Below are 26,022 nucleotides of genomic sequence, written 5' to 3' on the forward strand. Positions count from 1 at the left end.
GGTGGCCGGGCCGGACGTCGGGTGCGGTGCCGTCGCCCGGCCCGGAGCTGGTCGGTGGGTTCAGGCCATCGCCCGCACGACGGCCGACGCGAGGCGCTTGACCGCGTCCCGGCTCGTCGTGCTGAGCGCGGTGAGCGTGAGGTATCCGTGCACGAGCCCCGGCTCCCTGATCAGCTCGGTGGGGATACCGCTTTCGGTCAGCCTGGCGGCGTAGGCCAGGCCGTCGTCGCGGAGCGGGTCGAAGCCCGCGACCGTCACGAGAGCCGGCGGCAGGCCGGTCAGGTCGTCGGCGAGCAGGGGCGATACGCACGGGTCGGTGCGGTCGACGCCCGGCGGCGCGTACTGGTCGAGGAACCATGCGATCTGCTTGGCGGTCAGTGCCGGCGAATCCGCGAACTCCCGGTTCGAGGGCCGGGCACCCGCCAGGTCGGTGACCGGGTAGATGAGCACCTGAAGAGCGGGTTGCCGCTCGTGACCGCGCAGCCTTTGAGTGAGGACCGCGGCGATGTTCGCTCCGGCGCTGTCGCCCGCGACGGCGATGCGGTCGAGCGGGATGCCCCATCGGGCGGCATGGGTCAGGGCGTACTCCCAGGCGACCATCGCGTCGTCGTGCGGTGCGGGGTACGGGTTCTCCGGCGCGAGGCGGTACTCGACGGACAGGACGTCCATGCCCGTGTGGTGGGCGAGGAACCGCAAGGGGGCGTCATAGACGGCCCTGTTGCTGAGGACGAACCCTCCGCCGTGGAAGTACACCACCAGCCCTGCGGAGGAGGTGCCGGCCCGGTACCGGGTCGCGGCGAGGCCTCCTGGCAGCTCGAGCTCCTCCACGTGTCCCATCGGCAGGGGCCGTTCGCCGAAGATCCTGGCGCCCTTCAGCTCGGCGGCACGTGCCTCGGCGGGGCTGAGGTCACTGAAGTCGGGGGCCTTCGCAGCGCCGGACATGAGCATCGCGATCTCAGGGGCCATCTGCTCCCCGTCCGCGTTCGCTGGCACGTCGACGAGACGCTTCAGCAGTGATGCGGGGAGCCTGCCCATCCCTATCCCGAGCTGTCGCTGTATCCACTCCCCGACCGAGATGCCGGTCGCGGCGGGTGAGGCGCTCATCGCGCGTTCTCCTTGCCCCCGGACGGGGTGGCGACCGCTGCCCGCCCACGGCCCTGCTGGTCGCCGCCGTAGCTGAACCGCAGGTGGTGGTCATGGACGGGACCCTTGAGGAGCTTCTTGTCCGCCTGGTACGACGTGAGCATCCGCCACGGCAGCTCGGCCCCCTGCTTGGGCAAGGTGTCCGCGTTGCGCATCACGTAGCCCGCGTTGAGGTCGAGGAGCGGCTCGGTCGCCATCCCCTGCTCGGCCACCGGCAGCACCTTGCTGTATCCGTGAGCCTCCATGTGCCGGATCAGGCGGATGACGTACTGCGCGGTCAGACCGACCTTGAGGGTCCACGACGAGTACTTCGTGTATCCGAAGGCGAAGGACCAGTTCGGCAGGCCGGACAGCAGCATTCCGCGGTAGGTGACGCAGTCGCCGATGGTGAGTTCCTGCCCGTCGACCGTCTGCGGGATCCCGCCGAACATGCGCAGGTTGAGCCCGGTGGCGGTGACGATCACGTCCGCGGGGATCTCCCGGCCCGAGGCCAGCAGGATGCCGTTCCTGGTGAAGCGTTCGATTCGGTCGGTCACGATGGAGGCCCTGTCCTCGGCGATCGCCTCGAAGAAGTCGCCGTCGGGCGTCATACAGAGCCGTTGCTCCCAGGGCTTGTACGGCGGGTTGAAATGGGTGTCGACGGCGTAGCCCTCGGGCAGCGCCTTCCGGGTGAGGTTGCGCATCAGCTTGCGCCCCGAGTCCGGGAACTTGAGCATGTACGCAACGAAGGCGAGGTCCCGCCACATGTTCTTGAGCCGGGTGGCGGCGTATCCGCGCTCCAGGCCGAGGCTTCGGTAGAGAAACTGGGCCACCTTGTCCACACGCGGGAGCGTCATGACGTAGGTGGGGGTGCGCTGCAGCATCGTGACGTGTCGGGCCGCGCCCGGGCCCGTCGTCATCGCCGGAACCATGGTGATCGCGGTGGCTCCGCTTCCGATGACCACGACCTTCTTGTCCGCGTAGTCGTAGTCCTCGGGCCAGAACTGCGGGTGCAGGATGTCGCCGGCGAAGTCGTCGCGGCCTTCGAAGCGGGGCGTGTAGCCCTCGTCGTACCGGTAGTAGCCGGTGGCACCGTAGACCCAACCGGTCTTGATCAGCACGTTTCTCGGCTTCTCGCCCGGCACGGCGACCTGGACCTGGAGGGTCCACGCGCCCTCGGCGCTGGACCAGTCGGCCGACACGACCCGATGGTGGTAGCGGATCAGGCCGTCGACGTGGTTCTCGACAGCGGTCTCCTCGAGGTACTCGCGGATCAGGTGCCCGTCCGCGACCGCGTGCTCATGAGTCCAGGGCTTGAACTCATATCCGTAGGTGTGGAGTTCGGAGTCGGAACGGACACCGGGATAGCGGAAGAGGTCCCAGGTGCCACCGATGCGGCCGCGCCCTTCGAGGACGACGATCTTCTTGTCCGGGAAGGCGTTGCGGAGGTAGCACGCCGATCCCACGCCGGAGACGCCGGCTCCGATGATGACGATGTCGGCGGACTCGGGAGGGGCATTGGTACCGGCCATGGAAGACTCCTCGTTTCGTTCAGCACGGGCCGGTCCCTCGGCCCGCTTCGTCATGCTGTGCCAGTGCGGTCGGCCGAGGCCACGCACATCCGTGGTGTTCTGGAGCGGGGCCTGGTGCAGAGTGCACCAGGCCCCCGTGAGAGCCGTGATCAGGCGTCGAGCGCTTCCCCGATCGGGAGCATCACGTGCTTGGTACGGGTGTAGTCGTCGAGGGCGTACGTGGAGTTGTCACGGCCATAGCCGGACTTCCCGAAACCGGCCCACGGCATCTCGTTGGTGAAGTTGAGGTGGGTGTTGACCCAGACCGAGCCGAAGGCCAGGTCTTCGGTGAAGCGAAGGGCCCGGGCCTGGTCCTTGGTCCACACGGATGCCGCGAGGCCGTACTCGACGTTGTTGGCCTTGGCCAGCGCCTCGGCATCGGTGGAGTAGGTCTCCACCGAGATCACCGGCCCGAACACCTCCTCGCGCGACATCTCCGAACCGGAGGCGACGTCGGCGAGGATCGTCGCCGGGTAGAAGAAGCCGGGGCCCTCGGGCACCTCGCCACCGAGGACGACCCGGGCGCCGTCCTTGCGTGCCCGTTCCACCATGGCGGCGACCCGGTCGCGATGGGCTGCGCTGATCAAGGGGCCGAGCTCGAACTCCTCGCCCGACCCGGCGTTTCCGCTGCGGAGGTCCCCCGCGGCCGTTGCGAGGGCTTCGATGAGCCGGTCCCGCACGTCCTCGTGACAGATCACCCGCGTCGCCGCGCCGCAGTCCTGGCCCGCGTTGCCGTATCCGGTCGCCACCAGGGTCGACACGAGGAGGTCCAGGTCTGCGTCCGGGAACACCACCACGGGGGCCTTGCCGCCGAGTTCGAGGTGGAGTCGCTTGACCGTGGCCGCCGCGCCTTCCGCCACCTGCCGTCCCGAGCCGACGCCGCCGGTCAGTGCCATCATGTCGATGCCGTCGTGGTGGCTCATCGCGTGACCGACGGTGGTGCCTTTGCCCGTGACGACGTTGAGCACGCCGTCCGGCAGGATGCCCGACGCGAGGTCGGCGAGGATCAGGGTGCTGAGGGGGGTGAGCACGGACGGCTTGAGCACGAGGGTGTTGCCCGCCGCGAGTATCGGAGCGATCTTCCAGGCGGCCATCAGGAGGGGGAAGTTCCACGGCGTGATCGCGCCGATCACTCCGACGGGTTCGCGCCGGATGTAGGACAGATGGCCCTCGGCGTACTGGCCGGGCGCCGGCGCCTGGGCGGTACGCGCGGCGCCGGCCATGAACCGGAAGCAGTCGGAGATGAGGGGGACCTCGTACGCCGCATAGGCGTAGGACTTGCCGACGTTGAGTGCCTCGAGCCCTGCCAGCAGTTCGGCGTGCTCGTCGACGGCGTCCGCGAACCGGAACAGCAGCTCGGCTCGGGCGCCGGGTGTCAGTCGTGCCCAGCCGGGCAGTGCCCTGCGGGCCGCCGCGACCGCGGTGTCGACATCGGCCGCGGTACCACTGGCCGCGGCCCCCAGCCGTGTGCCGGTGCCGGGATTCGTCACCTCGATCGTCTCCGAGCCCGTGCTCGCGACGAAGGTTCCGCCGATGTGGTGGGCCGGCGCCAGCTCGTCGATGCGCCGCTGCGCATCCGCCAGGATCTGCTCAGGGGTCATGTGCTGTTCCTTCAGTCGGTGCTGGGGGTGGGGATGTAGGTCGGGCCGAGTGCGAGCACGGGTGCGAGCAGGGCGTCGTCGACCAACTGGTCCGGCGTGGCCTCCGCGGAGGGCGTACGGGCCTGGCCGGGATAGCCGACCGCCTGCCGTGCCTCGGGCGCCATGTAGTAGGTGCTGCTGAGGAAGTAGAAGGCCGCCTCGGCGAGCTCGACCGGCCAGCCCGTGACCACGTCGGCTGTGAGCTCATCACTCTCGGCAGCCAGGTCGGCGGCCTGGAGGAACGCCTCGGACAGCTCCGGATCAGCCTGGAGGGCGCGCCTCAGGAGGGCTTCGTAGCCGGGCAGGGCGGTCATCCGGGGCGACCGCGCGCTCCCGGGGAACCAGAGGTCGGCGAGGCTCGCCGCTCCGGAACGGGTGCGGTCGTCGGGAAAAGCGATCACAGCGGAGTCCTTTGGGAAGCAGCGGTCTCGATCAGGTGCTCGGTGGCGCGGAGGGCGAAGGCCGTGATCGTCGGCGTCGGATTCACCGCGGAGGACGTCACGAAGACGCTGCCGTCGAAGATGTAGAGGTTGGGGACGTCGTGGGACCGCCCGTAGCCGTCGACCACCGACGTGGCAGGATCGTTGCCGCAGCGGGCGGTGCCGAGCAGGTGCCACCCGGTCGCGCCCGCGAAGTCCACGCGCTTGGTGGAGAGGGCGCCGGCGGCCTCGTGAACCTCGACGATGCGGTCCAGGTTCCAGTCGAGAGCACGCCTGCTCTCGTCCGACATCCTGTAGTGGATCTTCGGTGCCGGGATCCCGTCGCTGTCGACGAGGTCCGGGTCGAGGGTCACCCTGTTGTCGAGGTCGGGCAGATCCTCGATCGAGGCTGAGATCTCGAACGATCGGCCGTGCAGGCGTTCGACGAGGGCGTGCCCGGCCGGACCGCTCCGCTCGGCGAGCGGCAGCTCCGCGAACCGCTGGAGCAGGCCCACCGGCCCCTGCAGCACGACAGCCGTCCACTTGGCGCCACGGCGGAAACCGCGACTGAGGTCCGTCTCCGCGAAGTGCATGGACCAGACCGGATGGCTCTCCGGCCCGAGCCACGGCTCGAGTTCCTGCTCGTACTCTCCCAGTACCGTCGCCACCGGGTGCATCATCAGATTGCGCCCGACGTAGCCGGAGGAGTTCGCGAGCCCGTCCGGGAACAGCGGAGAGGTGGACAGCTGCAGCAGGCGGGGCGTGCCCACCCCGTTGGCGCACACGATCACCACCGGCGCGGAGGTGTGCCTCTCGACTCCCTCGCGGTCGATCCAGGTGGCGCCGGTCGCAAGACCCTGGTCGGAGACGGTGATCTCCCTGACCCGAGCCCCGGTCACCAGGTTGACACCCGCCGCCAGCGCACCGGGCCACATGGCCACGTCGAAGGAGGCCTTCGCCCCCTCGGGACAGCCGGTCCCACACGTCCCCCAACGCGCGCATGCCCCGCGGGAGCCGGTGCTCTGCGACAGGATCGCCGAGGTGCCGGGCCACCAGCCGATGCCCAGCTTGTTCATGCCTTCGGCAGCGAGCCGGCCGATGCGTCCGATGGGGAGCGGCGGTTGGGGAGGCACGTAGCCCGACGGGTAGGCGACGTTGCCGCCCAGTCCCGAGACCCCGATCATCTCGTCGACGGCCTCGTAGTAGGGCTGCAGGTCCTCGTAGGTCAGGGGCCAGTCGTCGGCGATGCCGTCCAGGGTGCGGACCCGGAAGTCGGACGGGATCATCCGGGGCCACTCCGCCCAGAACAGGACGCTGCTGCCGCCGACCCCGTTGAACATCAACGGGTGCACGTCGGAGTCGGAGTCGTTGACGGGGTAGTCGCTCCGCCGGTGACGGTGGTTGGGGTTGGGGTTCCAGGGGCCGGCGATGAGTAGGTCCCGTTCGGGCTTGTCGCTGGGGTAGTCGGCGACGTCGGGCCAGTCGCCCTGCTCAAGAACGGTCACGCGGAACCCGCTCTCGGCCAGCAGCCGGGCCGCGGTGACACCGGATGGGCCCGCGCCGATGATCAGTGCATCGATGTCGTCGCGCCTGGCGGACGAGCCGGTCGTGGTCATGAGCGCGCTCCTTGCAGAGTCGGTATTTAACTCAATCGGTTGTGTTTAAATAGCGTCATGCCGAAGATCGTCGACCACCGCCAACGGCGTGCTGAGATCGCTGACGCCGTCCTCGCGATCGTCGCCGAGGACGGCGTTTCGGGCGTCACCCTGCGGGAGGTCGCGGACCGTAGCGGCTGGTCAACCGGCGTACTGAATCACTACGTCGGCGGTCGGGACGACCTGTTGCGACTGGCCTTCCGGCATGCGTTCTGGCTCTCCGGCCGCCGGCTGGCCACGATCGCGGACGACACCGGGCTCGACCCGGTCGAGCGACTGGTTCGCGTACTCACCGCGCAGATACCGCTCGACGGGCCGTCGGTGGCTTTCGGCCGGATCACCCTGTTCTTCTACGCGGAGGCGGCGAGTTCCCCGGAGAAACTGGGGCAGGAGATGATCAACTACCTCCGGTCGTGGCGCTCGACGGTCGAGACCCACGTGCGCGCGGCGCTGGTCTTCCGCGACCTGCCCATGTCCCGGGCGCGGGCGATCGGTGACCACCTGGTGGCACTCATCGACGGCTACGCCAGCTATGCGGTGCTCGGTTCGAACCTCTGGCAGGGCGACGATCCCACCGCCTCGCCCCCGGTCCGGATGTGGGTCGAATCCGCGCTCGCGATGAGCACGCTCGACGCGGTGGATCACTGAGCCCCGACGAGCCGCGTTCCGCGAGTCCCTCCGGGCAGAACCAGCCGGCCGCCGCGACCGGGCGGCTGCAAGGACGCTGGCGTCGGCCATGGAGTGGCTCCTGAGCTCGATCCGCCGGGTCGATCCACCGACCCGGTAGCCACATGATTCGGCAACGGCTCGTGCCCGCGCCACGCACTCTTGGCGCGTCCGCGGATGCCGGGTGGTGCACTTTGCACAGGTCACCCGGAACCGTCGGCCCAGGCGTCGGTGGACTTCAACCAGGCCCGGTCCCCGATCAGCTCTCGGCAGGTGCTGGCGCGTTCCCACTCCTCACTCGCGAGGAGTGCGCGATGGAACGGGATCAGCGTCGGCAGGCCCGTGACCACGATGTCGTCGAGGGCCTTGCGCATCGCCTCGGTGGCCGCTTGACGGTCCTCGCCCCAGGTGATCACCTTGGCGATCATCGGGTCGTAGTAGGGGTGGACGGCGTCTCCGTCGGCCACACCGGTGTCGACCCGTACTCCGTCTCCGACAGGTGCGACGAACCGCTCGATCCGGCCCGGGGCGGGGCGGAAGTTCTTGGCGGCCGATTCGGCGTTGATCCGGCACTCGATCGCGTGGCCGTCGACCCGCACGTCGGACTGCCCGAAGCCCAGCGGTTCGCCGGCGGCGATGCGGATCTGCTCCTCCACCAGGTCGAGACCGGTGACGAGTTCGGTCACGGGATGCTCGACCTGGATGCGGGTGTTCATCTCGAGGAAGTAGAAGTCCTCACCGACGAGCAGTCCCTCGACCGTGCCGAGGGAGTGGTAGCCGGCAGCCCGCGCCGCCCGCACCGCGATCTCCCCTAGGCGTGCGCGCTGGGCGTCCGTGAGCAGCGGACAGGGCGCCTCCTCGACCAGCTTCTGGTGCCGGCGCTGCACCGAGCAGTCCCGCTCGAACAAATGAACGACGTTGCCCTGCGTGTCGGCGATGATCTGCACTTCGACATGACGGGGGTCGTCGAGGTAGCGCTCCAGGTAGACGGTGGGATCTCCGAAGAAGCGCTCTCCCTCACCCGACGCCCCCTCGACCGCGGCGGCGAGCTCGTCGGGTCCGCGGGCCACGCGGAACCCCTTTCCGCCCCCGCCGCTCGCCGCCTTGGCGGCGACGGGATAGCCGATCGCCTCCGCCGTCGCGAAGGCCTCGGGTCCGGGATGGATCGGGTCGGTGCCCCCCGGAACGACCGGTACACCGGCCTCTGTCATCGTCACTCGGGCCTGGATCTTCGACGACATCATCTCCATCGACTCGGGGCTCGGACCGATGAACACCAGCCCGGCCGCCGTGCACGCGCGGGCGAACTCCGGGTTCTCGGACAGCAGGCCGTAGCCGGGATGGATCGCCTGGGCACCGGTGGCGAGGGCCGCCTCGATGATGCGATCGAACCTCAGGTAGCTCTCCGCCACCGGGGCAGCGCCGATGGGCACGCTCTCGTCGGCCATCCGTACGTGCAGGCTGTCGGCATCGACGTCGGAGTGGACGGCGACGCTCGCGATGCCGAGACGCCGCAGGCTCTTGATGACACGTACGGCGATCTCGCCTCGGTTCGCCACGAGGACCTTGTCGAACATGAGCTCAGCCCTCCAGCGTCACGAGGAGGTCGCCGTCGGCGACGACAGCTCCCACGCCGACGTGGATCTCCGCCACGACGCCGTCGTCCTCGGCCTCGATCGGGATCTCCATCTTCATCGACTCGAGGATGAGCAGCACGTCGCCCTCCCTGACCTGGTCCCCCGGTGCGGCGACGACCTTCCACACCGTCGCCGCACAGTCGGCCGCTATCTCACTCATGATTGTTCTCCTCCTTGCTGGGGGTGGTCACGCCGCACCTGGTGGTGCTCATCGGCGGCGGCGCCTGTCCTGACCCGTCGGGCTCACGGCAGCGGCGAGCGCTCCCTGGCCGGCGTCGAGGAACGAGGCCACGACCTCGCGGGTCTCCCGCGGGTCGATCATGTGCTCCACGCCGAACGCCTCGACGGTCCGCCAGGGATCGACGAGAGAGCGCATACGGGCCTCGATCTCCGCCCGCATCCGGTCGGGATCCTCCGCCGCCTCGATCTCGCGCCGGTAGGCGGCCTCCACGCCTCCTTCGATCGGAAGGTCGCCCCACTCGCCGCTGGGCCACGCGAGGCGCAGCCCGAGCCGGTCCGGGTTGGCGGTCGCGGAGACGGCCAGGCCGTACGCCTTGCGCACCTGCACCGTGATGATCGGCACCGTCGCCTCGACGATCGACCGGATCGCGCGGACTCCCCATCGCATGACGTTGGCCCGCTCCGCCTGCGGACCGACCATGAATCCGGGGACGTCGACGAAGTAGAGGACCGGGAGGTGGAAGGTGTTGCAGAGATTCATCAGCCGCACCTGCTTCTCGGACGCGGCGGCGTCCATCGCCCCACCGAGGTGCTGCGGATTGCTCGCGAGGACGCCGATCGGCATCCCGTCGATCCGGGCGAGACCGGTGACCAGGCTCTTGCCCCACCTGGAGCCGATCTCGAAGAACGAGCCCTCGTCGACCACGGCCTTGATCACCTTGGTCGCACGATAGGCCTGCCGGCGATTCTCGGGGATGATGTCGAGGAGCTCCGGTGCACGACGGTCGACGGGATCGTCGCAGGCCGTGCGCTGCGGGAGCTGCCAGACGTTCTGCGGCAGGTAGCCCAGCACCGCGCGCATCTGGGCCATCGCGTCGTCCTCGTCCTGCGCCAGGTTGTCGACGGCACCGCAGCCGGTCGCGGCGGGTCCACCGCCCAGCTCGTGCTTGTCGATGTCGATGCCCAGTGCGCGCTTCACCAGCGGAGGCCCACCGGCGAAGATCACGGAGTCTTTGGTCATCACCGAGAAGTGGCTGGCCACGGCCCGCGCCGCGCTGGCTCCGACGGCGGCGCCGCTCACCATGGTCAGGACCGGCACCTCGTCGAGGAGTTCGAACGAGCGGGTCCAGCTCATGGAACTGGTGAGGTAGGCGTGTCCCTTGTCCTCCTGGGCGGCGACGTCTCCGCCGATGCCTTCCACGAACATCATGAGCGGAATCTTGTACTCGTGGGCGAGGTCCTCGACGAAACCTCCCATCCCGCCCTTCATGCGGTCGAGGTACGACTGCGGGGCACCTGCACGTACCGTGAAGTCCTCCCCTCCCAGGGCCACGGGTCGGCCGTCCACGCGCGCCAGCCCACAGACGTAGCTCGCGGGAAGGGTGCCGATCCTGTTGCCGAGCGCGTCGTACTCCTCGAAGACGGCGAACTCGCCGATCTCGCTGAAGCTGTCGGAGATGGCGTCGATCCGCTCGCGAATCGTGTAGCGGCCCTGTTCCTTCTGGCGTGCCACCCGCCGCTCGCCGCCGAGCCGGCGGGCCCGGGCACGGCGTTCGTCGAACTCGGACAGGGCGTCCGGCCAGTTGAATCCACCGGGTGTGTTCATCGGGGCACTTCCATGACGTCGGGCGACGTGATGTCGCGGGAGAGCAGGTGTTTCTGGACCACACCGGTCCCGGCGCTGCGGACGAACTCGGAGCCGTCGGTCACCGTCAGGTAGCGCGGCACGGCGAACCGGGGAAGCACCTTGCGGCAGTGTTCGATGAACTCCTCGAGCACCAGGGACTCCCCTTCCGGGACCACGAAGACCTTGATCTCGTCCTCGCCGCCGTGCTCGTCACGGACGGCGATGGCCACGCACTCCCGTACGCCGGCGGCCAGGTTCAGGCTGTGCTCCAGCTCCCATACCGAGATGTTCTCGCCGCGTCGGCGGAAGCTGTCCGTCCGGCGCCCGTCGAAGTAGAGGAAGCCGTCGGCGTCGAGATGGCCGGAGTCGCCGGTGTGGAACCACAGGTTGCGCCACGCCTCGACCGTCGCCTCGGGTCGGCTCCAGTACCCCAGGGCCGTGAGGTGCGGTCCGCGCGGACGGTAGAGGATCTCGCCCGTCTCGCCCACGGGAACCGGTCGGTCGTTGTCGTCGACCACCCGCACCTCGATCGCTTCGTGCGTCCGTCCCGCCGCGCCACGGCGTCGCTGCTCGACGCTGTCCATCGCAATGCCGTCGCACTCGGTCTGGCCGAAAAGCGTGAGAACCGGGATGCCGAGCCGGTCCTCGAACGTCTCGTAGGCGATCTGCGGGACCGGCGCCCCGACCAGCCGGGTGAGGTGGTGCGAGGCCGGCTCGGGCAACTGCGCCTGGGCCAGCATCGAGAGCATCGATCCCACCCCCGTCGCCCAGGTCGCTCCGAACCGGCTGACGTCGGTGAAGTACTCCGAGACGGAGAACCGCTCGCGGAAGGCCATCGAGCCGCCCGACTGCAAGCATGCCGTGAGCTGGACGTGACCGTCCACGTGGAAGAACGGCAGCGGGAAGTAGCCGATGTCATCGGCACTGAGGCCGATCCGGTCGATCCATACCTCGGCGAGGTTGGAGAAGTAGGCACGCGGGAGCATCACGCCTTTGGCCGGACCGGTCGTCCCCGACGTGTAGAGGATGGTCGCGAGTTCGCCGGGACCGAATCCGCGCTGCGCCGCGTCGAGTTCGTCCCCGGCCACGTGGTCGACCGGCTCCGCCACCAGCGTGCTCATCGGCAGGACGTCCCCGACCGCCGCGTCGCGGACCTGCTCGAGGAGTTCGTCCTGACAGGCGATCAGGCTGGGGTCGGAGTCGGTCAGGACATGGGCCAGCATCGGGCCGCGCAGCTCGACGTTGACCGATACCTCGACCGCACCGAGCCACCAGATGCCGAACATCCACACGACCCGCTCGATCGAGTTGCCGCTGACCAGCGCCACGCGGTCCCCCGCCGAGACGCCGCGTCGCCCGAGCGCCACAGCCACGCGGCGCGCCCGGTCGGCCAGGTCCCCCACGGAGAGAACCTCGCTGCGGGACCGCAGCAGCGTGCGGTCGGCGTCCTGGGCGACCGCACGCAACAAATCGTCAACCGGGCTGACACGGTCGACCGCGGGCGGCCGACACCTGCCGACGTCATTCACGGGGTGGTCCCTTCATCGGGCGGGAGGGGTTTCTTATTTGAGACGCTTGATATAAAACGGTTGTCGCGCATCCGATGTCAAGACCCTGGAGATCGCATTGACCTGGAGCACGCCATGAGCTGGACAACGACGGTGCACCCGTGGACGTACGACTTCGACTACCTGGGCCACCTGACCGCCGCCGTCTACCCCAAGGCCTTCGAACAAGCGCGGATGGAGTACCTCCGCGACCGTTGGCGGACCCGTGCGCCCGCGTACGTCGTGGCCTCGCACCGGATGGAGTACCTCAGGGAGATCCTCGAGGAGGACGGCCCGCTGCAGGTCGTCATGCGGCCGGTGCGCGTGGGCCGCTCGAGTTTCGACCTTGCGGAGCTGCTCCTCGACGCCGCCGGCACCGTCCGCAACCGCTCCGAGGCGACGCTCGTGGCCTGGGACGTCGAGGCTCGCCGCTCACGGCCGCTCACCGCGAGAGAGCGTGCTGCACTCGACGCCGACATCGAGCACGCGTCTCCCGACCGTCCCCAGGGCCCGACTTCCGCCGACAAAACAGGAGAGTGAGACCCACGATGGCTGCTGAACACCGCACAGGAAAGCGAGTCCTCGTCACGGGCGGCGCGGGAGAGATGGGCGCCCACGCCTGCCGAGTGCTGGCCAGCGCCGAGGAGATCGCCGAGGTCCTCATCGCCGACAGGAACGAACAGGCCGCCAAGGCACTGGCCGACGAGCTCGGCCCTCGGGCGAAGCCGCTCGCGCTGGACATCTACGACGCGGACGGGCTCGCCGGCGCACTCGCCGATGTCGACTTCGTACTCAACACGGCAGGGCCGTTCTACCAGTTCGGTCCGCTCGTTCTGCGTGCCGCGATCGCGGCACGGACGCACTACCTCGACATCTGTGACGACTTCGAGCCGACTCTCGAGATGCTCGATCTCGACACCGACGCGCGCGAGGCCGGCATCACGGCGGTGATCGGAGTCGGCGCGAGCCCCGGCATCAGCAACCTCCTCGGTGTCCTGGCCATGGACGAGTGCGAGGCGGTGGAGACGATCTACACCTCCTGGCGCGCCTCCGGCTTCCAGCGTGCGGAGGTCGACACCGACGTGCGGTCCTCCGCGGCGGTGGAGCACTGGATCCACAACTGCACCGCGACGATCAAGGCATGGCGCGACGGCGGCCTCGCCGACGCCCAGCCGCTCGAGGAGCGCTCGATCAGCTACCCGGGACGGGGCGAGTCCCCGGTCTGGGTCTGCGGTCATCCCGAGCCGCTGACCCTTCCCCGGTACCGCGACGGCGTGCGGGAGTCCCTCAACCTCATGTCGTCCCGTCCGCGGCTGATGGAGGCGGTGATCCGCACGGCGGACCGGGTCCGCTCCGGTGAGCTCGATGTGGCCGAGGCGAGCCGGGCCCTGGTCCTCGAACCGAACACCATGGGATCCGCGGCGGGTCCCGCGCCGTCCCTGCCCGTGCTTTTCGCCGTCGCCGAGGGCACAAAGAACGGCAAGCGTGTACGGGTCGGCGCCAGGCCCCTCGTCGTACCCGACGACAGCATGGCCACCATGACCGGCATCCCCCTGGCCGTGGCGACGCTGATGGCGGCGCGAGGTGAGGTCGACCGGCCGGGCGTCCACGGCCCCGAGGTCATCGACGCCCGCACCTTCTTCGACGACCTGGCCCGGTATGCGCGCCACGGCTCCGACGGCGAGCGCCCGGCCGAGGTCGTGGAGGTCGTGGTCGAGGAGATCACCGCCTGATCACCACGTCCGTAGAGCGAGTCCGGCCACCCACCGCGGCGTCGACGGAGAGGACCTCCAGTGTCCTGCGCCGGTACGTCCGGCCTCGGACCCGCATGAGCTCCTCTGTGGGAGCGCCGGCGCCACCGGGGGCTTCGACGTCGCGGACACGCATCGCCTGAGAGCGGTCCCGGACGACCTGCCCAGCGTGCAGGTCGTCCGGGACTCCCACGTGCGGGACGTGCCCGAAGAGATTCCCGCCCTCACCTGATCCACGCTGCGGTGACGAGCCCGCTGCCCGGTCCCCCGCCGCGTCGATGCCGCACGCCGCAGCCACCCGCCCGTACTCGCCGGAGGTATCCGTGCATCCCCAGTCCCCTCCGAGGTCGCACTACTCGGACGGCCCCTCCCTGCGACACCATGAAAGTCTCCGCGGTGTCATCCGCAGCACGCAACGCTCCTTTTTCCTCGTCAATGCGGTTCCCTTCGGCATCAGCACCCTGGGCTCGTTCACAGACATACCCGGCGTGTCGCTTCACGGGCGATTCACCCTGGGCATCCTGTTCGCCATCCTCCAGGTCGTCCTGTTCATCGGCACGGCCTGGTGGTACGAAACGTGCGCCACGCGCCTGTGCGATCCTGTCGAGAATTCTCTGAGGCTCGGCATGGATCAGTCCGAGATGCCGGTCGCATCTCCCGCTCATGGGCCCTGGCGGTGAAGCGATGACCTTGCCGACTTTCATCTCGGACACGTTCAGCGGTGAGGGCGTGATCACCCCGATCGGTTCCGATACCAGAGGCCCTGTGATCATCGCCTTCCTGGTGTGCATCGGATTGTCGATGCTGTGGCTCTTCACGCTCTCCGCCGGTCAGGAGGATCATCCGGAAAGGCTCTACATCGCCGACCGTTCTCTCTCCCCGGTCTTCAACGGAGTCGCCCTGGCGGGCGAGTGGCTCTCGATCGCCACGCTGCTGACGATCCCCGCGACCGTCACCCTGTACGGCTACGACGGGATCTCCTTCGGGATCCAGATCATGATGTCGATGGGGGTGATGCTGCTGCTGGCGCAGAGGATCCGGAACAGCGGTCGTTACACGCTGGGCGGTCTCTTCTCCCTGCGGGTGTCAGGGGCGGCGCCCCGCATCGCCGCGGCCGTGGTGACCCTGGTCATCGCGATCCCCGTGCTCCTGATCCAGCTGCGCGCCGCCGGCCTCAGCGCGGCTCTGCTGATCGGCATGTCGACGCCCGGGGCCCAGGTGGTGTGCACCGTGCTGATGGGCGTCCTCGTCGCCTGCTTCGCCTCGGTGGCCGATCTGCGCGGCGTCAGCGTCATCCAGGTCGTCAAGGTGCCCCTGACCATCCTGGTGCTTGCGGCGATCACGCTGCTGGCCCTCGCCAGATTCGGATGGAACCCTGAACGCCTTCTCGCGTCTGCGGCGCGCGGGAGCAGTGATCCGGACAGTTACATGGACCCCGGCATGTGGGTCTACACGACGAGCGCCGCAGGGCTCGACAGGTTCGGCGACAACATCGTCGAGGTTCTCGGCATGGCCGTGCTGCCCCCGTTGGTCCTGCGTGTGGCCGCGTCCCGCTCCGGGCGCTCGGCGCGACGCTCCATGAGCATCGCGGCGGGGCTGGGAGGTGTGATCGTCTTCCTGCTGATCGCGGCGGGTTTCGCGACGGCGGCCATGCTGGAAGGCCTGGACGTCACGGCGATCGATGGCAACGGGCAGTCCGCCGTGATCCTCATGGCCGCGGACCTGTTTCCCTACGGCTCGGCAGTACGGGTCGTCCTCATCACCGTGATGGCGTGTGTCATTTTCCTCGCGGTGCTCTCGACCGTGACGAGTGCGACTTTCGCCGCTGCCGTCTCCACCGTGCACGACGGACTGGCACACGGCAGGCGCATCGACGCCGAGACCAAGGAAGCGCGGCTGCTTCGTCCGGTCATCATCGCCCTCTGTGTCCTGGCACTGACGATGTCCGCCGCCCTGCACGAGTTCCCCATCGACTTCCTGATCATCATCGTGGTGAACCTTTCCGCGTCGGCGGTCTTTCCCGGGCTGGTGTACTCCCTGTTCTGGCGCAAGTTCAATCGTCGAGGGCTGTTGTGGTCCGTCTACGGCGGGCTGCTGATCTGCCTCACCCTCACCATCGCCTCGCCCCCGATCTCCGGTAACTCGTTCGCACTGTTCCCGGACGCGGACTTCAACTGGTATCCGCTCCAGACCACCGGCCTGATTTCCGTACCGGCGGCATTCCTGCTCGGGTGGCTGGGCAGCCGGAACGGACAAGGGAGCTCCGAACACCATTCGCCGCACGTCGAACACCTGATCCTGACGGGGAGGGAAGCCGAACCGAAGGCCGAGGCCCCAAGGGAATAGCTGTTCACAGCATGTCGCCGGCGCCGAGAAGGCCGCTTGCTCACGCACGGGGTGGGTCCCCGACCGCAGTACGGGTCGGGGACCCACCCCGTGCTCTTGGATGGCGTGCCGGCCGATGCCCTCGAATTCCCGGCGACCGCAGCGAAGGGCCCTCCCCAGAGCCTGGTGAACAGTGCACCGCCGGCGGACCGCACCAGGTGGGGGTTGGCGTAGAGCGGTTGTGAAGCCGGTCGCGAAGGTGAACTGAAGCACAAGATCCGGGGAGAGCGAGGAATACATGGAACCTGAGAACTCGACGGTCGACGTGATCGTGGTGGGGGCCGGCCTGTCCGGGCTCGTCTCGGCACGCCGTCTCGTCCAGGCGGGCATCTCCTCCCTGCGCGTCCTCGAGGCCCGCGACAGGGTCGGTGGGCGTACGAAGCTCCACCGGCTCGGGAACGGCCGGTACGTGGAGGAAGGCGGCCAGCTGGTCGGTCCCGAGTACAAGCGGCTGATCGCGCTGGGAGAAGAGCTCGGCGTGTCGACCTGGCCCCACAACGAGCACGGAAAGGCGGTGTTGGAGCGCCGCGGTCGCGTGATCAAGTTCAGCGGATCGATGCCGTGGACCGCCGACCCACTGGGTTCGGCGGACTTCGCGCGGTCCTTGCTCCGTCTGGACCGCCTGGGCAAGCGGTATCCGGGAGACGAGGCGCTGGGGACGCCGGAGGCGGCCGAACTGGACGCCCTCACCTTCGCGTCATGGGTGAACCGCAGCACCAAGTCGGCTACGGCGCGCACGCTGTGGGCCATCATCGCCACGCTGACCCTCGGCGGTACGGCCGGCGACATGTCCCTGCTCTTCGTCCTCCGCCATCTGCGCGCGATCGGCGGCGTGGAAACGCTCCTCGCGTCTCTCTCCGGCGGCGACGAACGCTCGTTCACCGGGGGGTCGGCCGAGCTGAGCCTGAGGATCGCCGCCGAACTGGGAGACCGCGTCGTCCTCGATTCCCCGACTCTTGCGATCCGGCAGTACGACGACCACGTCGAGGTCGACACACCCGGCCGGACCCATCACGCTCGACGCGTGGTGATCGCGATGAGCCCTTCCGACCGCGCGGCCATCAGCGTGGATCCCCAGCTCCCGCTGCCCCAACGGACCATGGGCGAGCGTATGTCGATGCTGCACGCCTACAAGGTCCATGTGGTCTATCCGGAGCCTTTCTGGCGTCGTCAGGGCCTCAGCGGCGCGACCATGAGCGACAGCGCCCCTTTGATGCTGACGTTCGACGACACTCCCCCCGGGGAGCAGCAGGGAGTCCTCGTCGGATTCGCGCGGGGCGACGGCGGGAGGAGTGCGGATCTGCCCGACCCAATGCCGACCGACCCGGTCCGGCGTCGTGAGGCGGTCCTCGCGGGCTTGGCGCGGGCGTTCGGAGAGGAGGCCCTCCATCCTGACGAGTACCACGAGATGAACTGGACGGAGGAGCGCTGGACGACGGGATGCGTCCCGACCTGGCCGCCGGGGCTCCTCACCACCAGCGGGCCGGGCTACGCCGAGCCGGCCGGGCGTCTGCACTTCGCCGGTTCGGAAACCTCGCCCAGGTGGGCCGGCTCGCTGGAGGGTGCCGTCATCGCCGGGGAACGGGCGGCGGCCGAGGTCGCCGCCCTGGCCACCGCAGAGGCGGCCGACGTCCCGGCCTCCCGCTAGTCACCGGGCGGCGGTGAAATCGCCTTTCCGCACGAAGGGGCCACGGGTAAGCCACTGCCCGTGGCCCCTTCGCACGCTTTCCCGTCCGCGCCGAGCCGGAGCACACACCGGAGCCGGACGCCCGGAAGGGGCGGTGGGTGCCCAGGCACCCACCGCCCCTTCCGGGCCATCACCAGCAGGTCAGCCCTCAGCTGCCGCGGGTTGCCGCGCACCTCGGCGGCGAAGAGAGCTCAGCGCGATCAGAGCGAGGACGACGACGACAGTGACCACAGCGATCCATGCCATGGAGTCCGCCGGGGCCGCAGGAGGGTTTATCCAGCCGTTCGCATAGGTCCAGGCCATGGCGGCCCCGCCGAGAACGGCGGAGATCCACAGGCCCGGCCGGAGCTCTCCGGTCCGGCGCGTCAGCACGATGGCACCCGCGGCAATCAGCACGTACGGCAGGGCCCAGATGTACACCAGCAAGGTGGTGAGGGCGTTGTAGGCGGATGCCACGTCTCCGATCAGGAACACGGCGGCCGAGATGAACGTGAAACAGGCGACGGCGAGCGACACGACGGCCACATGGGGGCTGTGGAACTTCGGGTGGATGCGCGTCAGGAATGCGGGAAGGAGTCCGTCCTCGGCCATGGCCAGCGCGAATCGGGTGCCGTAGTTGACGAAGGCGATGAGCGAGGAGAAACACGCGGCTGCCAGCACGAGGTCGGTGGCCGCGCCCACGGTCGTTCCCAGACCTGCCTGCACGGCCAGAGCCGCGGGTGGTGATGCCCCCGCGGCCAGTTGGCCGCCGGCCTGCAGGAGACCGGGAACCTGCAGAATCGTCGCGACGGTGTAGACAGCGCCCAGCACGACGGGCACGGCCATGATGGCGACGGGAACATTGCGCCGGGGATCACGCGTCTCGGCTGCCAGTGCCGCGCTGCTCTCGAAGCCCACGAGGAAGGCGATGCCGATGGCCACGCCACGAAGCGTGGAGCCCATGCTGAACTGGGCGAAGTCGAACTGCGTGGCGAGCTGAAGACCGGTGTGCCGCGCGCTGGCAATGGTGATGACGAGGACCAGGGGGATGGAGAGCACAGCCAGGCCAACCACGATACGCACCGAACTGTCCAGCCCGCGGTACGCGATGGCGGACGCGATCAGGAAGGCGAGCGCGAAGATGACGACCTGGGTGGGGAACTCCAGGGGCGACAGGTCCGTCGGGTCGGCCTGACGACCGTGCACGAAGCTGCCCACGAAGAGGCCGACGAGCATGGCAAGCCCGCCGACCCCGCAGACGAAGCCGCTCACCATGGCCGCTCCGGTCAGGTAACGCGCCCACGGCCCGAAGACTTCGGAGACGTAGGAGTACAGCGAGCCGGTCGCGACGAATCGGCGTGCGAACACGATGATCGGGCGTCCGATCAGCACGACGCAGACGGCGGCGAGCAGCGTCGCGTGCCAGGCCGAGGCGTTCCCGGTCGCGGTGAGGACCAACGTCGGAACGAGGGCGATGCCGACCGCCGGAAAAAACGATGCCAGGGAGAGCGACACGAGCGTGCCGCGACCGAGGTGCCCGGCTTCGAGGTGCGGGGTTTCGACCTCTGCCGCGGCGCCCGTGCTCCGGATGCCGCTCATAGGAGGCCTCCTGCGACGGAGGGCGCGCCGGCCAGGAGCCGGCTCGGGGGAGCGGCACACAGTGCCGCGGCCCAGTTCCATCCGGTCATGTCGATCTTCCTGCCTGTGAGTGGTGGACTTCCGCCGGGTTCGTGGCACCGACGATGTGAGGCGCAACACTGCAAGCAGAACGCGCACGGGCCCAGCGGCAATGTGGACCGTTGACGCCGTACGTCCGGTGCACACTGCACATCCGGCGGATCCCCGTGGATAGGGCTCCTGAGCCTGGCGGATGCCGTCCCCATCTCGCCGGTGACCGGCCCTCCACGACATCCGCCGGTGTGCCGACCCTGATCCGTGAGACACCGGCTTCCTACAGAAGGGCGCCGATCGGCCGGAGCGGCCGCGCCGGAGGAGTGTTCGGCCCCATGAAAGCCCACGGTGCACTCTGCACTGTCCGCAGCGTCACAGGGGTGCGCAGCGACATGGATCCCCGTACCGATCGAGGCCAGCCTGAGAGCGACGTCACTCAGCCGTCATCCGACGGCAACCGGACGCGGAACACTTCCGCGGCGGGCAGTCAAGTGAAACGGATTGTGCCCATGCCTGAAGCCACCACCGCGTGCCTGCACAGGGTCGGCAGCAACACACCGATCGAGGAGATCCTCGGCATCATGCGCGAGGACGGCGGGGTCATCGTCGAAGGCTTCCTCACCTCAGACCAGGTCGCGCGTTTCAACGCGGAGGTCGAGCCCGCCCTTGCCGGTATCCGTCCCGGAGCAACGGTCGGCAACGAGGCGGTCAAGGAATTCTTCGGTTCCAACACCAAGCGACTGACCAACCTGATCACCCACAGTGAGGTCTTCCGCAAGGAGATCATCGACCACGACCTCCTCCACGGCCTTGCCGATGCCATCTTCCTCGAGGAGTGCGGCAGCTACTGGATGGTCACCGGGCAAGTCATCGAGATCGGCCCCGGCAACAGGGCGCAGCCCCTGCACCGCGACCTGGAGAACTGGTACCCGTTCATCGGCATGGGTCCGAGCGGGCCGGAGACCGGCGTCAACTTCTTCTTCGCCCTGACCGAGTTCACCGAGGAGAACGGGGCCACCCGGGTGATCCCGGGCAGCAACCACTGGCCGGACTACGAGGACCGCGGCACCCCGGCACAGACGATTCCGGCGATCATGAAAGCCGGCGACGTCCTGCTGTTCAGCGGCAAGACAGCGCACGGCGGCGGTGCCAACGTGACCGACGACTTCTACCGCCGCGCGCTCAGCATCGGGCTGTCACCGAGCATCCTCACCGGCGAGGAGGCGTATCCCTTCCTCGTCTCCATGGAGACGGCCCGAACCCTGTCACCCCGAGTACAGAGCCTCATCGGCTTCCGGTCGCAGTACCCGAGCGGCAACCCCGGCCTCTGGATGAGCGATTACCGCGAGCTCGCCGACCACCTGAAGCTCTGAGCCGTCACCTCATCGATGTTCCGCGCCGTGTCACGGACCAAGCCCTCCCCTTCGGGTACCCGCCCCGGGTGCCCGAAGGGCATCGGCACGGCGATGACGCGTGCTGACCGTTTGCTGACCCGAAGGCACATGATGACCCTGAACTACTGCGACGCCAGACAGCTAGCTCTTCGACTTGAACTCGGTACGCGGCACGAAGCAACTCCCAGATTGTCTGCTCCCTGCCTGCCTTTGCAGGTCAAGGGCGGTTTTCGTAGCCGACAACGGTTCACATGCCCGGTCAGCAGTCCCAGGTGTCGCAGAGCTCACGCCGACCGATCGCCGACTTCCCTGACGTGTCGGCAGGATGGCGGGGCCGGGCACACCCCGGTGCCGGACCACGTACGTGTTAGCGTCCGGACGTGACTCCCCCGGCCCTTGACCTGCCCGTATCCGCCGCGGTGTCCCGGCTCGACCTGTTCGGGGACGGGTTCGTCCGCGATCCCCACCCCTGGCTGGACGCACTGCGGACCGACGCCCCCGTGTACCAGGACCCGGGCACCGGGCTGTGGCTGGTCAGCCGCTACGACGACATCCGGCGTGTCTTGCTGGACCCGGCGGCGTTCCGCCCCGACAACGCGCAGGCCGCCGTCACCCCGCTGCCCGTGGGCGTGCTGCGGGTACTGGCCCGGGCTGGCTTCAGGCTCCCGCCCGCGCTCGCCAACAACGGCACCGACAGTCACCACGGTTTGCGGCGCGTGGTCACCCGGTTCTTCAACGCCCAGCGCGTCGCCGCGGCCATCCCCGTCATCGAGCGCATAGCCGACGAACTCCTCGACGCCGCTCAGCGGCGCCTCGACGCGACAGGCTCCTGTGACCTGTTCGAGGCCTATGCCCAGATCCTTCCCTGCCGAGTGCTGATGGAGCTCCTCGGCATCGACGGTGTCGACCCCCTCACCCTGGTCCGGTGGAGCGACGCCTCGCTGGAGCTGTTCTGGGGCAGGCCCACCCTCGAGCGGCAGCTGGAACTGGCCATTCTGGTCGGCGAGTTCCACCAGTGGCTCACCGCGACCGTGAGCGCCGCCTCTGCGCGGTCCGGCAGCTTCGTTGATGCGCTGACCCGCCACCGCCTGCATGACGGCAGGCCGGTGGACGTCGGGACCGCGGTCGGCGCGTGCTTCTTCGTCTTCATCGCCGGCCAGTCCACCACCGGGCAGCTCATCTCCACCACGCTGCATCGGGCCCTGGCCGAGCCGGGGCTGTGGTCACGCGCGGGCGCGGGCGGCGATCCGGGTCTGGCCGAGGTGTGGGTGGAGGAAGTACTGCGTCGCGAACCGCCGGTGACCACATGGCGCCGGGTGGCCGCCGAGCCCGTGACGCTCGGCGGCGTGGACGTCCCCGCAGGGGCACAGCTGCTGCTGATGCTCATGGGCAGCGGCTCGGACCCGGAGGTATTCGACGCCCCGGACCAGATGTGCCCGCACCGCGAGAACGCCCGCCACCACCTGTCCTTCGGCGTGGGCCGGCACCGCTGCCCGGGCGCCTCGTTGGCCCGGATGGAAGCCGCCCTCGCCCTCCGCGCGGCTGCCCGCCGCCTCCCGGACGCCCGCATCGCCCCGACGGCCGAGCAACCGCCGATCCTCGGCCTGCTCTCCTTCCGCGCTCCCCTACAGGTCCGCGTGACCGCCTAGTACTCCAGCAGGATTTCGCTGTCTGACCTGGTCTCTTCGCCGGGTGGCGGGATTGTAGCGGGACTTCGAACGTGCGGGAGCGGTCTCACCGAGACCGCCTCTGGATCGTGCGACAGCGCCGCTGGCAGTAACAGCGGCGGGCGACTGCTCGGCGTCGACGGCGCCAGTTCGACCAGCTCAGCGCATGCCGTCTGCCTCGGCGGCCTCTCAGCTGCGGGGGCCGGGCACGACAAGCTGCCAGGAATCGCCGGACCTCCGCCACTGTGAGCCCGATGACCCGGCCGTCTCACCTGTTCCGCCCCCTTTCCACGGCCTGATGTGCTGTGGCGGCCTGGAAGACGTGCGCGAGCATGGCCAAATGATGCGCCGATACTCACCCGCGATCCGACCTTCACGGGGTTCTCGTCCAGGACTTAGCGGACGTGGGGGCCGCCGAAAGTAGCCGCGGACGATGTGGGGCTGACGACGGCGTCTGTGGAAGAACCTGAGGGTTTCGGCGGCGAGTTCGGTCTGGTTCCTGGCCCGGTGAGTGTGGGGCAGGCTGAGTTGGAGGTCGCCGTTGACCAGCTCGTCCGGGTTCAGTTCGGGTGAGTACGAGGGCAGGAAGTGCAGCTCGAACTGGGCCTTGTGGCCTGCGAGCCAGATCCGGACGGTCTTCGAGCGGTGGACCGAGTGCCGGTCGACGATCAGGTGAACCTTGTGGTCGAAGTGCCCGACGATGCGGGCGAGGAAGCGGCACATGACCTTCGCGTCGAGCGACTCGGTGAAGACCATGGAGTGCATCCGGCCACGGGTGCTGATCGCGGACATCGCGTTCGCGGAGAACCGGTTCCCGGTGCGGCGGACGACCGGAGTGGCGCCTTTGTGCCCCAGGTGCGGCCGGTGACCTGGTCCGAGAAGATCCCGAGCTGGTCAACGAAGAGGACTTCACCGTTCTCCGCTCTCGCCCCGGTCGCTGGCCAGGTCTCCTCGCGCCAGAGGCGGACCGCTTCTGGGTCCTGCTCGACCTCCCGTTTGTCCGGACGCTGGAAGGTACTGATCCGAAACAGTGACTGTCTCTGATTCGTTTCAGACGCCGAGTACGTCGCCGAAGGCGTCGAGGCCGCCGGCGTCCGTCCCGATCGGGACCTCGGCCCAGATCGTCTTTCCTTCGCGCGTGTAGCGCGTCCCCCACTGATCGGCGAGCTGGGCGACCAGGAACAGGCCGCGGCCGCCCTCCTCATCCGGCCGTGCCCGCCGCAGGTGTGGTGAGGTCTCGCGGCCGTCCGACACCTCGCAGATCAGCGTGCGGTCCTTGTCCCGCAGGAGCCGCAGGTCCACCGGCGGGGCCCCGTACCGGATCGCGTTGGTGACGAGCTCGCTGACGATCAGCTCGACGACAAAGCCGACGGCGTCGAGGCCCCAGTGGGCCAGTTGGGCATTCGTGGCCGCACGGGCCTCCGCCACCTTCGCCGGGTCCGGGGCTATGCGCCAGCTGGCCATGTCGTCCTCGGCCAGGGCGTGGACGCGGACCAGGAGGAGCGCGGCGTCGTCGCGCGCGTCGGCCGGGAGCCCGGACGCGATGATCCGGCCCCGGATCCCGGCCGGGCGAAGACCGGAGGACTCGGTCAGGGTTCGGCACAGCTCGGCGACTCCGGCATCGGGGTCGTGCTGGGCGCCCGTCACCAGTCCGTCCGTGAACAGGGCCAGCAGACTGCTTTCGGCGATCTCGAACTCCGCGGATTCGAAGGGCATGCCCCCGATGCCCAGGGGCAGGCCGACGGGGATGTCCAGGGGCGTGGCGGGGCCGCCTGGGGCGACGAGGACCGGGGGCAGATGACCGGCGCTGGCCACGGCACACCGTCCGTGGACGGCGTCGTACACCAGGTACAGGCATCTCGCGCCCACCGCCGGGTCCATGCCGTTCGCCTCTTTCGGATCACTTCCGATACGCGCCTGCCCGACCAGGTCGTCGACCCGGCTGAGGAGTTCGTCCGGTGCGAGGTCGAGAGCGGCCAGGGCTCGCACGGTCGTCCGCAGTCGTCCCATCGTCACCGCGGCATGCAGCCCATGGCCCACCACGTCGCCCACGACGAGCCCGACGCGGGCGCCGGACAGCGTGATCACGTCGTACCAGTCGCCGCCGACCCCCGTGGGCCCCTTGCTGGGGACGTAATGGTGGGCGGTCTCCACGGCAGTGAGCTCCGGCAGCTCCTGCGGGAGCAGATTGCGCTGGAACAGCAGGGCGGTGGCATGCTCTTGGGCGTAACGCCGCCCGTTGTCTATGCACACCGCCGTGTGGGCGACCAGTTCGGTGGCAAGGGCACGGTCTGCATCATTGAAGGGGCCCCTCGCCGCGGTGCGCAGAAGGGTGACAACCCCGAGCCTCATCTCTCCGGCCGCCAGAGGAAGGACCAACTGCCTGTCGTCGGGGGGAAGGTCCTCCGTCGGTGCGCCTTTGTCACCCGTGGTATCTCTGCGGGTGACCCGCCGCAACGGTTTCGAGACGCCCCAGGGACCAGGTTCCTCTCCGGTGAGCACGGGCTCCGCCAGGTCGACCCATGCCGCGTCCGTGAGATCGGGGACGGCCACGGCGACGAATTCCTCGCACGTCCGGATCCCGTCCAGTGTCGTCCCGATGCTGCTGGAGCGGCTCAGCAGCTCAAGGCGTTGTTGGGCCTCGTAGCGCTCGGTGATGTCGAAGGCCGATTCGCATACGCCCAGGTGGTGACCGGCGGCGTCCTGCAGGCGGAAGTAGGAGCAGGACCAGACGTGCAGATGGACGGCGTCACCCGGCAGGGGGCTTCGGAAGTGGAGGTCGATGACGGGTTCGCCGGTGCGATAGACCTGATCGATCACCGATTCGAACGACCGTCCTCGGAAGTCCGGGGAGATGATCTCGCCCTCGGGGAGGATGTCCCGCGCCCGTGCGCCGAACCAGTCATCGCGATAGAGGCCGAACCGGTCTTGCATGGCGGGGTTGACCCACTTCACGCGACCGTCCGAGCCGATCACGGTCAGCGAGATCGGCGACTGAGTGGACAGCCCGGCCAGCATGGCCTGGTCGGTCACCCAGCGATCCATCCGCTCGGCCGCGACGGACAGGATGCCCCAGGCCGCAGTCGCCGGGCGAGCCTCGCCGGACCCCAGCCGCAGGACGTACAGCACCACCTCGACGACGCCCCCACCGCGTTTACGCAAGGCCCGCTTCTCGCCCCAGGACTCGACGGGGACGTCCGGGTCGAGGAGAGGGCGTCCGTCCACGGGGACGAAGAACCTGCGGGCCGGCTTTCCGAGGACATCGTCCGCCAGATATCCGTAGAGTTCCTGGGCCGCGGCGTCCCAACCGATGACGTCGCCCCGCTGGTCCAGCACTGCTGTGGCCATGGCCCCCGGGCTGAACGGAGTGCCGACCTGCTGCTCTCCTGCCCCGGGTCCTGTCATGACGGCCTCCCGACGGACG

Annotated in this window: 18 protein-coding genes and 1 pseudogene; 7 read left to right on the plus strand and 12 right to left on the minus strand. The window is 68.9% G+C overall.

Features of this window, described 5'->3' with window-relative positions:
- Window positions 1–60: 60 nt before the first annotated feature.
- The 5 genes from AB0D99_RS00660 to AB0D99_RS00680 form a co-directional block, all read right to left on the minus strand.
- Window positions 61–1,104 carry an alpha/beta hydrolase gene (locus AB0D99_RS00660; RefSeq protein ID WP_362355199.1) on the minus strand — a complete coding sequence of 348 codons (1,044 nt, stop codon included), beginning with the start codon at window positions 1,102–1,104 and terminating at the stop codon, window positions 61–63.
- Window positions 1,101–2,654 carry an NAD(P)/FAD-dependent oxidoreductase gene (locus AB0D99_RS00665; protein WP_362355202.1) on the minus strand — a complete coding sequence of 518 codons (1,554 nt, stop codon included), beginning with the start codon at window positions 2,652–2,654 and terminating at the stop codon, window positions 1,101–1,103. Before AB0D99_RS00665 ends, AB0D99_RS00660 begins: the two co-directional genes overlap by 4 nt.
- A 149-nt stretch (window positions 2,655–2,803) precedes the next feature.
- Complete coding sequence (locus AB0D99_RS00670) at window positions 2,804–4,294, minus strand: aminobutyraldehyde dehydrogenase (RefSeq protein WP_362355205.1); 1,491 nt, start codon at window positions 4,292–4,294, stop codon at window positions 2,804–2,806.
- Between the two features lie 11 nt (window positions 4,295–4,305).
- Window positions 4,306–4,734 carry a hypothetical protein gene (locus tag AB0D99_RS00675; protein WP_362355208.1) on the minus strand — a complete coding sequence of 143 codons (429 nt, stop codon included), beginning with the start codon at window positions 4,732–4,734 and terminating at the stop codon, window positions 4,306–4,308.
- Window positions 4,731–6,368 carry a GMC family oxidoreductase gene (locus tag AB0D99_RS00680; RefSeq protein WP_362355211.1) on the minus strand — a complete coding sequence of 546 codons (1,638 nt, stop codon included), beginning with the start codon at window positions 6,366–6,368 and terminating at the stop codon, window positions 4,731–4,733. The genes AB0D99_RS00675 and AB0D99_RS00680 overlap by 4 nt, the downstream gene beginning before the upstream one ends.
- Before the next feature lie 57 nt (window positions 6,369–6,425).
- Here AB0D99_RS00680 and AB0D99_RS00685 point away from each other — a divergent pair, with 57 nt between their 5' ends.
- Window positions 6,426–7,055 carry a TetR family transcriptional regulator C-terminal domain-containing protein gene (locus AB0D99_RS00685; protein WP_362355214.1) on the plus strand — a complete coding sequence of 210 codons (630 nt, stop codon included), beginning with the start codon at window positions 6,426–6,428 and terminating at the stop codon, window positions 7,053–7,055.
- A 221-nt stretch (window positions 7,056–7,276) separates the two neighbouring features.
- Here the strand turns inward: AB0D99_RS00685 and AB0D99_RS00690 are convergent, their stop codons facing one another.
- From AB0D99_RS00690 to AB0D99_RS00705, 4 genes are read right to left on the minus strand one after another with little or no spacing between them, the layout of a single operon-like run.
- Window positions 7,277–8,650 carry an acetyl-CoA carboxylase biotin carboxylase subunit gene (locus AB0D99_RS00690; protein WP_362355217.1) on the minus strand — a complete coding sequence of 458 codons (1,374 nt, stop codon included), beginning with the start codon at window positions 8,648–8,650 and terminating at the stop codon, window positions 7,277–7,279.
- 4 nt (window positions 8,651–8,654) lie between these two features.
- On the minus strand, window positions 8,655–8,870 hold the full coding sequence (locus AB0D99_RS00695; RefSeq protein ID WP_362355220.1) for a biotin/lipoyl-binding carrier protein: 216 nt from the start codon (window positions 8,868–8,870) through the stop codon (window positions 8,655–8,657).
- A 48-nt stretch (window positions 8,871–8,918) separates the two neighbouring features.
- The gene (locus AB0D99_RS00700) at window positions 8,919–10,496 is read right to left on the minus strand and encodes a carboxyl transferase domain-containing protein (protein ID WP_362355223.1); all 1,578 of its coding nucleotides are present in this window, start codon (window positions 10,494–10,496) and stop codon (window positions 8,919–8,921) included.
- Window positions 10,493–11,986, minus strand: coding sequence for an AMP-binding protein (locus tag AB0D99_RS00705; protein ID WP_362355226.1), 1,494 nt, complete (start codon window positions 11,984–11,986; stop codon window positions 10,493–10,495). Before AB0D99_RS00705 ends, AB0D99_RS00700 begins: the two co-directional genes overlap by 4 nt.
- A 174-nt stretch (window positions 11,987–12,160) precedes the next feature.
- Here AB0D99_RS00705 and AB0D99_RS00710 point away from each other — a divergent pair, with 174 nt between their 5' ends.
- The 4 genes from AB0D99_RS00710 to AB0D99_RS00725 all read left to right on the plus strand — a co-directional run bounded on the left by AB0D99_RS00710 (window position 12,161) and on the right by AB0D99_RS00725 (window position 17,848).
- Window positions 12,161–12,604, plus strand: a complete 444-nt coding sequence (locus tag AB0D99_RS00710; protein ID WP_362355229.1) for an acyl-CoA thioesterase — start codon at window positions 12,161–12,163, stop codon at window positions 12,602–12,604.
- Between the two features lie 8 nt (window positions 12,605–12,612).
- Window positions 12,613–13,797, plus strand: a complete 1,185-nt coding sequence (locus AB0D99_RS00715; RefSeq protein WP_362355232.1) for a saccharopine dehydrogenase NADP-binding domain-containing protein — start codon at window positions 12,613–12,615, stop codon at window positions 13,795–13,797.
- Window positions 13,798–14,544: 747 nt separating this feature from the next.
- On the plus strand, window positions 14,545–16,161 hold the full coding sequence (locus AB0D99_RS00720; RefSeq protein WP_362355235.1) for a transporter: 1,617 nt from the start codon (window positions 14,545–14,547) through the stop codon (window positions 16,159–16,161).
- A 277-nt stretch (window positions 16,162–16,438) separates the two neighbouring features.
- A complete protein-coding gene (locus AB0D99_RS00725) occupies window positions 16,439–17,848 on the plus strand; it encodes an FAD-dependent oxidoreductase (RefSeq protein ID WP_362355238.1) in 1,410 nt (469 codons plus the stop codon).
- A gap of 180 nt (window positions 17,849–18,028) precedes the next feature.
- Here the strand turns inward: AB0D99_RS00725 and AB0D99_RS00730 are convergent, their stop codons facing one another.
- Entirely contained in the window at window positions 18,029–19,465 is a 1,437-nt protein-coding gene (locus AB0D99_RS00730) for an APC family permease (RefSeq protein WP_362355241.1), read from the minus strand.
- A 452-nt stretch (window positions 19,466–19,917) separates the two neighbouring features.
- Here AB0D99_RS00730 and AB0D99_RS00735 point away from each other — a divergent pair, with 452 nt between their 5' ends.
- Window positions 19,918–20,910, plus strand: coding sequence for a phytanoyl-CoA dioxygenase family protein (locus tag AB0D99_RS00735; RefSeq protein ID WP_362355244.1), 993 nt, complete (start codon window positions 19,918–19,920; stop codon window positions 20,908–20,910).
- 401 nt (window positions 20,911–21,311) lie between these two features.
- Window positions 21,312–22,580, plus strand: a complete 1,269-nt coding sequence (locus AB0D99_RS00740; protein ID WP_362355247.1) for a cytochrome P450 — start codon at window positions 21,312–21,314, stop codon at window positions 22,578–22,580.
- A gap of 413 nt (window positions 22,581–22,993) precedes the next feature.
- On the opposite strand, the pseudogene AB0D99_RS00745 reads toward AB0D99_RS00740, so the two are convergent.
- Together AB0D99_RS00745 and AB0D99_RS00750 are read right to left on the minus strand one after the other, a co-directional pair.
- Window positions 22,994–23,614: pseudogene (locus AB0D99_RS00745) on the minus strand (IS630 family transposase); the annotation flags it as partial.
- 34 nt (window positions 23,615–23,648) lie between these two features.
- Window positions 23,649–26,003: a SpoIIE family protein phosphatase gene (locus tag AB0D99_RS00750; RefSeq protein WP_362355251.1), complete on the minus strand. Its 2,355-nt coding sequence runs from the start codon at window positions 26,001–26,003 to the stop codon at window positions 23,649–23,651.
- Between the last annotated feature and the right edge of the window lie 19 nt (window positions 26,004–26,022).

Source organism: Streptomyces sp. NPDC047971, from assembly GCF_040653355.1.
Classification (GTDB): domain Bacteria; phylum Actinomycetota; class Actinomycetes; order Streptomycetales; family Streptomycetaceae; genus Streptomyces.